Origin of the sequence: Dactylosporangium salmoneum, from assembly GCF_039532525.1 — a bacterium.
GTDB classification, from domain to species: domain Bacteria; phylum Actinomycetota; class Actinomycetes; order Mycobacteriales; family Micromonosporaceae; genus Dactylosporangium; species Dactylosporangium salmoneum.
Genome location: NZ_BAAARV010000091.1, coordinates 27,711 through 39,493, shown reverse-complemented (window position 1 = coordinate 39,493; position 11,783 = coordinate 27,711). Strand labels below are relative to the sequence as shown.

Genomic DNA, 11,783 nt, shown 5'->3' with positions numbered 1-11,783 from the left:
GTGCCTGCGCCCGCCCGTGCCTGCGCCCGCCCGTGCCTGCGCCCGCCCGTGCCTGCGCCCGCCCGCGTCCGCCCGCGATCGGGCGCGTGGTGCTCCTGCCCCCGCTTGCCCCTCGGCTCCGCGCCGTGGTCTCGCGCTCGGCCCTGCCGGCATGGGCTTTCTGCGGCAGTCCGGCTCCGCCGTGCCCCCGAGCCTTGGTCGCCCTGCGGCGTCCGGGCGCCGCGTCCGGGCCTGCGCGGCGGGTCCGAGGACGCCGCGCCGACGTCGGGCCCGCGGCGGGTTCAAGCCGGCCCGCTGCGCGGTCGGCGGAGAAGGCCGCGACGTGACGTACAACTGCGGCAGTTTCAAAGAATCGGCGTCAGCACAATGGCAGCTCCGCTCGCGCCACGATGAGCCGCGGCGCCGTCATCCTCCAGGCCTCGGTGATCAGGTCGGCCAGCTCGTCCTCGTGCGCCTTGCGCAGCCGCACCTGCACCCAGCTGATCCGGCCCGAGGTGTGGGCCTTCTTGTAGGCGCGCGGATCGTCCTCGACCAGCGCGGCCTGATCCTCCCTGGACGCCTTCACGAGCATCGTCCAGTCGTCGGCGCATAGGTATGCGAAAGCCTTGTCCCGCACCCGGAAGCCGATGTGGTTGCCGTGCTGGCGCTCGTCCACCTCGGGCAGCATGAGAACCATCCGGAGCGCCGCTTCGACGCTCACCCCGCGTACGGTCCGCAATCCCATGACTCTGGTGTAACAGGCAGGTACGACACTTTTCTTGGGATCCGATTTTCCCTATTTGGCAACTTTGCCGGGCACGTCCGGTCAGACCCGGCATCCGCGCAGCTCGCGGCCTCCGCCGCCGAAAATTGTCGGTGGGGCTCGCTATCGTGTCGCCCGTCGGTACCCACCCCGGCATCACACCCGGCGGCACGAGAGGCACGGCGATGAGCGAGGACCGGTTCGTCACACCCGATGCGTGGCGGCGCAAGCTGCTGCCCCGCCGCGGCGGCGCACCGGTCGGCTACGCGCCCGATCCGGACGCGTCGGACATCGTGGCGAAGAAGCTCCAGGAGGTGCTCCCGGACGGGCGGGGGACGCTGGAGCACCGGGGCACGCCGCCGGACGTCGGCGCGGCGGGGCTCGCCGTGCTCGACGGCGCGCCCGACCCGGTCCCGCTGGGCGTCGCGGCCGTCGGGGCGCTGCTGATCGCGTCGAAGGAACGCTGGCCGACCGCGCCCCCGTGGGCGGTGGCCGACGAGTGGGTGAGCGGCCGGGGGCTGGCGTTCGCCGTGTGCGCCGCGGTGGAGCTGGTCGACCTGCGCTTTCCCTACGCCCGCGAGCAGCGCGGGGCGGTGACCGGGCCGGCGCCGATGACGCGGCACGGGCGGGACCGGCCGCCGCAGCACTGGGACGGCTCGGCCGTCACGACGGTGCTGCAGAGGCTGCGGGTGGCGATGGCGGCCGCGCCGCAGGACGACTACGCGGCGGCGGTGGAGGCGCTGGGCCGGATGCGCGACGGCAAGCTGGCCCCGCACCAGCAGGTGGTCGCCACCTTCCTGGCCCCGACCGAGCAGGACTGGGTCCGGCGGGACATCGGCGCCACCGCGGCCGGCCGCGGCGCCGAGTGGACCAACCTGCTGCTGACCGCCTGCATCACCCGGCCCGAGCAGGTGCGGCCGCTATTCGCCGGCCACGTCGCCGGGCGCGTGGTCGGCTCGGCGGAACATCTCTACACGCTCGCCGAGGGGCTGGGCACCGACGGGCTGCCGGTGCTGCTGGAGCTGCTCGCCCTGGACGCCGGCTGGGGCGACGACCGGCCTCCGCTGCTGTCGGCGATCGCGGCGGTACCGCACGACGAAGCCTTCCGGACCCTCGCCCAGCGGGCCGAGGAGCGGGACGTGCGCCGGGCGCTGACCGAGGCCGCCGAGCGGTTCCCGCGGCGGGCCATGCGGCTGCTCGCGACCGAGCCGGGCACCGGGCCGCGCGGGGCCTACCTCGCCGAACTGCTGCGGACGCTCGCGATCCGGCACCGCGACGCGGCCCGCGAGGTGGCGGCGCAGCTCCCCGACGCGGCGGCCCGGCGGATCACGGCGATCACCGACCGGCTCGACGCCGTCGCCGAGGCCCCGGAGGAGGCGCTGCCGCCGCTGCTGGCCGACCCGCCGTGGGCCCGCGCCGCGAAGGCGGCCAAGCCCGTTGTGGTCGCCGGGCTGGCCTGCGCCGACCCGGTCGCGCTGGAGTGGGCGCCGGGCGAGCGGGAGGCCTGGGCGCGGCTCTCGCCGCCGTCCTGGCTGCGTCACCCCCGCGACCACGCCCGCGTGGCGGAGGACCTCGAGGCGGGGCGGCCCCGTTCGCCGTACGACGTCGCCGGGTTCTTCCTGGGGGCGCCAGATGCCCTTGTGGCGCCGCTGCTGGGGCTGTGGCGGCCGGACTACCTCGTGGGCCCGTCGGAGGACTGGCTGCGGGCCGCGGTGGCGCGCTTCGGCGTCGAGGCGTTCCCGGTCGTGCTGGCCGCCGCCGCGCACGACGCCGCGGCGGCCGCGCTGACCCTGCAGCCGTTCACCGGGGCGCCGGTCGCGCCGCTCATGGCGGAGTGGCTCGGGCGGCTCAAGTCGGTGCGCCCGGCGGCGTCGGCGTGGCTGCGCCGGCACCCGCGGGCCGCGGCCGGCGGGCTGGTCCCGGCCGCGCTGGGCAAGCCCGGGGTGGCCCGGCGGCATGCCGAGCGGGCGCTGCTCGCGATCGCGCAGGCCGGGCACCGCGACGCGGTCGAGGCGGCCGCGGCCGGCTATGGGCCGGAGGCGGCCGCGGCGATCGGCCGGCTGCTCGACACCGACCCGGCGTACCTGTTGCCGGCCCGGATGCCGGTCGTGCCCGACTGGGCCGACCCGGCGCTGCTGGCCCCGATCGAGCTCGCGGACGGGGCCGGGAGCCTGCCGCCGCGGGCCGCCGGGCACGTGCTGACCGTCCTGGCGCTGTCGCGGATCGGCGAGCCGTATGCGGGGCTGGCCGCCGTCACGGAGGCCTGCACCCGGGCGTCGCTGGCCGAGTTCGCCTGGTCGCTGTTCCAGCGCTGGCAGCACGCCGGCAACCCGGCGAAGGAGTCGTGGGCGCTCGACGCGCTCGGGCTGCTCGGCGACGACGAGACCGTGCGGCGGCTGGCCCCCGTGATCCGGGCCTGGCCCGGCTCGGGCGGCCATGCGCGGGCAGTGGCCGGGCTCGACGTGCTCGCCGAGATCGGCACCGACGTGGCGCTGATGCACCTGCACGGGATCGCGGAGAAGGTGAAGTTCCGCGGGCTGAAGGATCGGGCCCAGGAGAAGATCGCCGAGGTGGCGGCCGGGCTGGGCCTGTCGCCGGAGCGGCTGGCCGATCGGCTGGTGCCCGGCTTCGGCCTCGACCCCGACGGCACCCTCGGCCTCGACTACGGCCCGCGGCAGTTCCGGGTCGGCTTCGACGAGCAACTGCGGCCCGTCGTGACCGACGCCGCCGGCAAGCGCCTGCGCGACCTGCCCAAGCCCGGCGCCAAGGACGACCCGGCGCTCGCCCCGGACGCCGCCAGGCGCTTCGCCGCGCTGAAGAAGGACGTGCGGACCGTTGCCGCCGACCAGATCCGCCGGTTCGAGCGGGCCATGACCGGGCAGCGGCGGTGGGCGCCGGAGGAGTTCGAGCGGCATATCGTCGGGCACCCGCTGGTGTGGCACGTGGCCCGGCGGCTGGTGTGGGCGGCCTTCGACGACGCCGGTGCCGTGCTCGCCACGCTGCGCGTCGCCGAGGACCGCAGCCTGGCCGGGCCGGACGACGAGCCGGCCGGGATCCCGGACGGGGCGCGCGTCGGGGTGGTCCACCCGCTGCAGCTCGGCGGCGCGGCCGCCGCCTGGTCCGAGGTCTTCGCCGACTACGAGATCCTGCAGCCCTTCCCCCAGCTGGCCCGCGACACGCACGAGCTCGACCCGGCGGAGCGGGTGGCGATGGCGTTGACCCGCTTCGCCGGGGTCAAGGTGCCCACCACCAAGGTGCTGGGGCTGGAGCGGCACGGCTGGCGGCGCGGCGACCCGCAGGACGGGGGCCTCCAGCCGGTCATGGAGCGCGACCTGCCCTCCGGCGACACGCTGATGCTCGACCTCACGCCGGGGATCGTCGTCGGCGATGTGGCGACGTTCGGGGAGCAGGCGCTCGGCGACGCGTACGTGCTGCCGGACGCGGCACACAGCTGGGACCGGCGGCAGGCCCGGCGGCTCGGCGACGTCGACGCGGTCGCGATGTCAGAGATCATCAGGGACCTTGAGGAGGTCGCGCAGTGAGCGGCGGGGTGGAACAAGTGGTGGACACGGGCACGGACATCGGCACCGGCAACGGGCGCGCCGTGCAGCGGCCGCCGGCCGAGGTGCGGCACGCCGACGAGCTGCGGCGCCTGGCCGAGACCGACACCGGGGAGCGGCCCCCCGGCTGGGCGCTGAGCCTCACCGCGGCCCGCCGGTTCATCGTCGGCGACCCCGGCGCCGGGATCACCCGCAAGTTCGTCGGCGACCCGTCGCTCATCGACCGGGCGCTGGTGTCGCTGGCCACCAGCCGGGGGCTGATGCTCGTCGGCGAGCCCGGCACCGCCAAGTCGCTGCTGTCGGAGCTGCTCGCCGCGGCCGTGAGCGGGGTGTCGACGCTGACCATCCAGGGCGGCGCGGCGACGACCGAGGACCAGATCAAGTACTCCTGGAACTATGCCCTTCTCGTCGCCGAGGGCCCGTCGACCCGTTCGCTGGTGCGGGCGCCGCTGCTGCGGGGGATGGCGGAGGGGCGGGTGGTGCGCTTCGAGGAGATCACCCGGTGCCCGCTGGAGGTCCAGGACAGCCTGCTGTCGCCGCTGTCCGACCGGGTGCTCGCCATCCCGGAGCTGACCGGGCCGGACGCCATGGTGTTCGCCCGCGACGGGTTCAACGTCATCGCCACCGCCAACACGCGCGACCGGGGCGTCAACGAGATGAGCGCGGCGCTCAAGCGGCGGTTCAACTTCGAGACCGTGTTCCCGATCGCGGACTTCGAGACCGAGCTCGCGCTCGTCGAGGCCGAGGCCGGGGCGCTGCTGCGCCGCTCCGGGGTGACCGCGGCGCCGCGCCGGGACGTGCTGGAGGTGCTGGTCACCACGTTCCGCGAGCTGCGCACCGGGCAGACCGTCCGCGGCGACGCCATGGACCGGCTCACCTCCGTGATGAGCACCGCCGAGGCGGTCTCGGTCGCGCACGCGGTCGGGCTGCGGGGCTGGTTCCTGCGCGGCGAGCCGGGCTCCGCCGCCGACGTGGTGGCCTGCCTGGCCGGCACCGCGGCCAAGGACAGCCCGGAGGACCTGGCGAAGCTGCGGCGGTACCTGGAGCAGCAGGTCTCCTGGCGCCGCGGCGGCCAGTGGCAGGCCCTGCACGACGCCCGCCACCAGCTTCCCGGGTGAGGCCGTGATGCCGGCGACGTTCATCGGGGTGCGGCACCACAGCCCGGCCTGCGCCCGCCTGGTCGGCGAGACCATCGCCGCGCTGCGCCCCGCGCACGTGCTCGTCGAGGGGCCCGCGGACATGAACGACCGCATCGACGAGCTACTGCTCGGCCACGACCTGCCGATCGCGGTGTTCAGCAGCTACCGCGACGAGGATCGCCACCACGGGTCGTGGGCGCCGTTCTGCGAGTACTCCCCGGAGTGGGTCGCGCTGCGGGCCGGGCGTGAGGCCGGCGCGCAGGTGCGGTTCATCGACCTGCCGGCGTGGGACGAGGCCCTGGCCGGGCGCGAGAACCGGTACGCGGACGCCGAGCAACGCTACGCCGAGGCCGTCGACCGGCTCTGCCAGACCTTCGCCGTCGACAACGTCGACGTGCTGTGGGACCACCTGTTCGAGATCGAGCCGGCGAGCGGGATCGAGGAGCGCCTGGCCGCGTACTTCGACCTGCTGCGCGGCGAGTCCGAAACGGGCGACGGGGACCGGGCGCGGGAGGAGTACATGGCCCGATGGGTGCGGGCCGCGCTGCGCGACGCCGGCGAGCGCCCCGTCGTCGTGGTGACCGGCGGCTTCCACCGCCCGGCCCTGCTGCGCCTGACCGCCCACGCCCACGAGGACGACGCGGGGGAGTGGCCGCCGCTGCCGGTCCTGCCGCCGGAGGCCGTCGGGGGGAGCTTCCTGGTGCCGTACTCCTTCCGCCGCCTCGACGCCTTCGACGGCTACCAGTCGGGAATGCCGTCGCCGGAGTACTACCAGCGGCTCTGGGAGGCCGGGCCGGCCCGCGCCGCCGACGACCTCGTCGCGGCCGTCGCCGGGCGGCTGCGCAAGCGGCGCCAGCCGGCGTCGACCGCCGACCTCATCGCGGCCCGCGCCAGCGCCGCCGGGCTGGCCACCGTGCGCGGGCATCCCCAGCCGGCCCGCACCGACATCCTCGACGGGCTGGCCGCCGCGCTCGTCAACGACGCCCTCGACGAGCCGCTGCCGTGGTCGACCCGCGGGCGGCTGCGCCCCGGCACCCATCCGGTCGTGGTCGAGATGGTCGCGGCGCTGAGCGGGGCGCGGGTCGGCCGCCTCCACCCGGACACCCCGCTGCCGCCGCTGGTGCACACCGTGACCGCGGAGCTGGAGCGCGAGGGGCTCGCCGACGGCGGGCCGATCGCCCTGACCCTGACCGAGCCGGACGGGCTGCGGCGCAGCCGGCTGCTGCACCGGCTGCGGGTGCTGGGCTTCCCCGGGCTCACCCGGCACCGGGGACCGGCGACCGGCATCGACCCGGTGCTCGACGAGGACTGGACGCTCGAAGAGCACGAGCACAGAATGCCGGCGCTGATCGAGGCCGGCGCGTACGGCGTGACGCCCGAACAGGCCGCCGCCGCGGCGATCGCCGAGCGCGCGGGGCAGGCCGGCGGCGACGTCGGGGTCCTGGCCGGCGCCCTGTTCGACGCGGCGCTGTGCGGCACGACCCGGCTTTCCGACAAGGTACTGCGGGACCTCACCCTCGGCGTCGCCGCCGCGTCCGACCTCGGCGCCCTCGGTCGGCTGCTCGGCGTGCTGCTGGCGCTGTGGCGGCACGACCGGCTGTTCGGCACGGCCGGCAACGCGGCGCTCGGCGCCGTCATCGGGGCCGCCCACGACCGCCTGCTGTGGCTGGCGGAGGGAATCCGCGGCGCCACCGCCGACGCCGACCCGGCCCGGCTCGCCGCCGTCGCCGCGCTGCGCGACACCGTCGTGCACGCCGCCGCCCCGCTCGGCCTCGACCGCGCCGCGTCGCTCGGCGTGATGGCCCGCATCGGCGCCGACCCGGGCGCCCCGCCGGATTTGCGCGGTGCCGGGTTCGGCTTCGGGTGGGCGCTCGGTGCCGAGGCCGACCCGGAGCGGGCGGTGCGCGGCGCGGGCGGCCCGCTGGCCCTCGGCGACTGGCTGGCCGGCCTGTTCGCCGTGGCGCGGGAGGAGGTCCTGCACGCGGCGGGGGTGCTCGACCTGCTCGACGAGCTCGTCGCCGGCCTCGGCGACGAGGACTTCCTGATCGCGCTGCCGGCGCTGCGGCAGGCGTTCGCGTACTTCCCGCCCCGCGAGCGCGAGACGATCGCCGGGCACGTGCTGGCCCGCCGCGGCCTCCCGGGGCCCGGCCGGCTGCTGCTGCGCCGCCCGGCCGCCGACCCGATGCTGCTGGCCCGGGCCGCGGCCCTGGAGTCCCGCGTCGACACCGTCCTCGCCCGGGAAGGACTACTGCGATGAGCCTCGACCCGATCGACAACGACCCCCAGCTGCAGCGGTGGCGGCTCGTGCTGGGCGAGGCCGGCCAGGCGGCCCTCGCCGGCGGGCGGCTGGCCGGCGCGGCGGCGGCCCAGGACGCGGCGCTGGAGTGGCTGTACGGGCGGGACGAGGAGCTGCGCCGGCGCGGCGTGCGACCCGCCGGGCGCGAGGGCGGGGACGGGCCCTCGATCGTGACGACCGTGGACTGGCTCGACGAGATCACCCGGCTGTTTCCCAAGGAGACCGTCGAGCGGCTCGAGCGGGACGCTGTGGAGCGGTACGAGATCCATGACGTGGTGACCGATCCGGCGGTGCTCGCCCGGATCGAGCCGAACGAGTCGCTGCTGCGGGCCGTGCTGCGCACCAAGCACCTGATGAACCCCGAGGTGCTGCGGCAGGCCCGGCGGATCGTGGAGACCGTCGTGCGGCAGCTGCTGGAGCGGCTGGCGACCGACGTGCGGCGGGCGTTCACCGGCACCCGCGCCCGCACCCCGAGCCGCTTCCGCCTCGCCCGCGACTTCGACGTGCGGCGCACGCTGCGGGCCAATCTCGGGCGATACCGGCCCGAGGAGCGCAAGTTGTACATCGAGTCGGCGCACTTCTTCTCCCGCACCCGCCGCCACATCGAGCGCTGGCAGCTGATCCTGCTGGTCGACCAGTCGGGCTCGATGACGGGCTCGGTCATCCACTCGGCCGTCACCGCCGCGTGCCTGTGGGGCCTGCCCGGCCTCAGGACCCACCTCGTCGCGTTCGACACCGAGATCGCCGACCTGACCGCCGATGTCGACGACCCGGTTGAGCTGCTCATGAAGGTCCAGCTCGGCGGCGGCACCGACATCGGCCGGGCCGTCGCCTACGGCACGCAGCTGATCGAGCAGCCCCGCCGTACCATCGTCGCCCTCATCAGCGACTTCTACGAGGGCGGCAACGAGACCCGCCTGGTCCGCCTGGTCGCGGCCCTGGTCGAGCAGGGCACGAAGGTCCTGTGCCTGGCCGCGCTGGACGAGCAGGCCGACCCCGTGTACGACCGCGCCATGGCCCAGCGCCTGGCCGACACCGGCGCCGCGGTCGGCGCCATGACCCCGGGCGAGCTCGCCGCCTTCGTCGCCGAACAGGTGGGCCGATGAGACGGGACGTGCTCGCGCTGACGGCCGACGCGCTGGCCGTGCTGACCAACCGCGGCCTGGTGAAGCGCGCGGCCCGCGAGGCCGAGGCGGCGCCGCCGGCGATCAGCGAGGACGACGACGGGACGCTGCGCGGGATGTACCCGGACGGCCCGGCACCGGTCCTGCCGGCGGGCGGCGGCGGGCTGGACCGGGCGACGTGCACCTGCGGCGCGGTCGGGACCTGCCGGCACGTGATCGGGCTGATCCTCGCGTACCAGGCGCTGTGCGGTGCGGAGTCAGCGAGCGGCGGAGCGGAAGCAGCACCGGCCGGGCCGCACGAAGGTGGGGCCCTCCCGGGCATGGACGCAGATGCCGCGGTCGACTGGTCGCCCGGGGCGTTCACCGACGAGCAGCTCGCGGCGCGCATCGGGGAGCGGATGCTGGCGGTGGCCCGGCGCACGCTGCGGGCCGGCTACCACGCCCGGGTCCGCCGGCCGGGCGCGGACGATCCCGCGCCACGGGTCGACCTCGGCGCGGCGACGGTGCGGTTCCTGGTGCCCCACGACCTCGGGTTCGTGCACTCGGACGCGATCGCGGGCACCCGCGACGACGTGATCGCCCTGGCGGTGTGGGCCTTCCGGGCCGCGGACCGGCGGGCGCCTGGGGAGCCGGACGTACAGATCGACGTCGGCGGCGAGGACCTGCAGAAGGCCGGGCTCGACGGTTCCGCGGCGGAGTCGGGGGCCAGGGGAGGCGCCGGACCGGACAAGGCTTCGACGGCCGGTGCCTCCGCCAGCGGTGCGGCGGTGGGTGCTGCCGCCGAGGGTGGGGCGGTGGCTGGCGAGGGCGGGTCTGCGACCGGCGCGGCTGGCGAGGGTGAGGCGGCTACGGGAGGGGCGGCGGCCGGCGGGGGCGTGGCGGCACGGGTGCCGACGGGGCAGGGTTCGGCGGGACGGGCTGCGGCGGGACGGGGTGCGGCTGGACGGGATCCGGTCGAGGACGCGCTCGGGGCGGCGGGCCGGCTGGCGGACGACGTGCTGCTGGCGGGTGCGGTGCATGCGGGGGCCGGGTTCGCGGGTGCGGTCGCCGACGCGCGGCGGCGGCTGGAGCGGGTGAACCTGCGGTGGCCGCTGGCGGCGGTGGGGGAGATGGCGGAGCAGTTGGAGGCGTACCGGGATCGGGGGAGCCTGTACGCCCCGGAGCGCCTCGCCGAGCTCATCGTCGAGGTGCACGCCCGCCGGCGGGCGGTCGCAGGGCTCGGTGGTGGGGCGCGGGCGCGGGTGCTCGGCACCGAGGAGGCGGCGGAGACGCCGCTGCGGCGGGCGCGGCTCGACGGGCTCGGGTGCCGGGTGGTGGCCGTCGGGCAGGACGGGGCGGCGGACGAGCGGAGGGTCGTGGAGGTGTACCTCGCCCACGCCGACACCGCCACGGTGCTGGTGCTGCGGCGGGACTGGGAGGGGGACGGGACCGGGGCGGCGCTCGGGCGGCGGCGGGTCGGCGGTTCGACGACGGGTCAGCTGGCCGGCGGCCATGTGGTCACCGAGTCGGCGGTGCGCAGCGCCAGCCGGGCCGTGCGCCTGGCCACCAGCCGGATCGCCCGTACCACGGTGGTGCCGTCGCGCGGGGCGTGGGGCGGACTGCCGGCCGGCCTGCTGGTCGACGACCTGCGGGCGCTCGCCGCGGAGCTGGAACGGCTGCCGCCACGCGTGGTACGGCCCCGGGTGGCGGCCGAGCTCGTGCGGGTGGTGCGGATCGCGGGGGTGGAGCGGGTGGCGTACTTCCCGGGGGCTCAGCGCATCGACGCCGTGGTGACCGACGCGGCCGGGGAGCGGGCCACGATCACGGCCATACACACGGCCGCCGCCCCGGGGCGGCTCGACGCCATTGCCGCCGCCCTGGCCCGCATCGCCGCTACGACCGGCCCCGCCCACCCGCTTGCGCCCCCCGAGGCTGCGTTCGAGCCTGTGCCCGCTGCGCAAGTGACCGCGTCTGGCGAGGCCGCCTCCGAGCCCGAGCCCGTGCCCGCCGCGCCTGCGACCGTGCCTGGCGAGGCCGCGTTCGAGCCTGTGCCCGCTGCGCAACTGACCGCGTCTGGCGAGGCCGCCTCCGAGCCCGAGCCCGTGCCCGCCGCGCCTGCGACCGTGCCTGGCGAGGCTGCCTTCGAGTCCGTGACCGTGCCTGCCGAGGGTGGGTCCGGGGCGGTCGAGGCTGCGCCTGTGCCCGCTGCGTCGGCGACCGTGCCTGCCGAATGGTTTGTCAGCGGGGTGGTGCGGCGGTCCGGGGGCGGGATCGTGATCGAGCCGCTGGCGTTCGCCGGCGGGGGTGAGGTCGTGGTGCCGGACCTGACCGGCGAGGTTGGCGGCCGGCTGGAGTCGGACTGGGGCGAGGACGAGGAGCCGTTGCGGGCCGCGGTCCACCACGCCATCGGAGTGCTGGCCGAGGTGGCGCACCGCGGATTGCGACATCTCACGCCCACGTTCGGTGATCGGCTGCGTGCGGCTGGTGAGCGGCTGGCGCGCGTCGGGCTGCACCGGAGCGGCGCGGCGGTCGGGGCGTTCCGGGACGTGCTCGGGACCGATCCGGGGGAGGAGGCGGTGGGGCGCTGGGTCGATGCGTACCTGCGGCTGATGATCACCGCTGAGCTGGACTGAGCCCGAGCCCGGCTCCGAGCCCGAGCCCGCGGCGGTCCCCGGCGGCGCGCCGGCCCTGAGCCCGCGTCGGCTGCGCGCCTGCGGCGGCCCCCGACGGCGCGCCGGTTCGAGCCCGCGCTGGTCCGTGCCGGCTGCGCGCCTGCGGCGGCCCTCGACGGCGCGCCGGTTCGAGCCCGCGCTGGTCCGTGCCGGCTGCGCGCCTGCGGCGGCCCTCGACGGCGCGCTGGTACGAGCCTGCGCTGGTCCGTGCCGGCTCCGCGCCTGCGGCGGCCCTCGACGGCGCGCTGGTACGAGCCTGCGTCGGTTCGAG

Annotated in this window: 6 protein-coding genes; 5 read left to right on the top strand and 1 reads right to left on the bottom strand. The window is 76.6% G+C overall.

Annotated elements, in window-relative coordinates:
- Positions 1–358: 358 nt before the first annotated feature.
- Positions 359–700, bottom strand: coding sequence for an MmcQ/YjbR family DNA-binding protein (locus tag ABD352_RS45595; protein ID WP_344618866.1), 342 nt, complete (start codon positions 698–700; stop codon positions 359–361).
- Positions 701–927: 227 nt separating this feature from the next.
- On the opposite strand from ABD352_RS45595, the gene ABD352_RS45590 reads away from it, so the two are divergent.
- The 5 genes from ABD352_RS45590 (at position 928) to ABD352_RS45570 (ending at position 11,473) form a co-directional block, all read left to right on the top strand.
- Positions 928–4,284 (top strand): DUF4132 domain-containing protein, encoded by a 3,357-nt coding sequence (locus ABD352_RS45590; RefSeq protein WP_344618865.1) that lies wholly within the window; start codon positions 928–930, stop codon positions 4,282–4,284.
- A gap of 62 nt (positions 4,285–4,346) precedes the next feature.
- Complete coding sequence (locus ABD352_RS45585; protein WP_344618867.1) at positions 4,347–5,420, top strand: ATP-binding protein; 1,074 nt, start codon at positions 4,347–4,349, stop codon at positions 5,418–5,420.
- A gap of 7 nt (positions 5,421–5,427) precedes the next feature.
- Positions 5,428–7,698, top strand: coding sequence for a DUF5682 family protein (locus ABD352_RS45580; RefSeq protein WP_344618864.1), 2,271 nt, complete (start codon positions 5,428–5,430; stop codon positions 7,696–7,698).
- Positions 7,695–8,843, top strand: a complete 1,149-nt coding sequence (locus ABD352_RS45575) for a VWA domain-containing protein (protein ID WP_344618863.1) — start codon at positions 7,695–7,697, stop codon at positions 8,841–8,843. The genes ABD352_RS45580 and ABD352_RS45575 overlap by 4 nt, the downstream gene beginning before the upstream one ends.
- Complete coding sequence (locus ABD352_RS45570; RefSeq protein WP_344618862.1) at positions 8,840–11,473, top strand: hypothetical protein; 2,634 nt, start codon at positions 8,840–8,842, stop codon at positions 11,471–11,473. The genes ABD352_RS45575 and ABD352_RS45570 overlap by 4 nt, the downstream gene beginning before the upstream one ends.
- Positions 11,474–11,783: the final 310 nt, after the last annotated feature.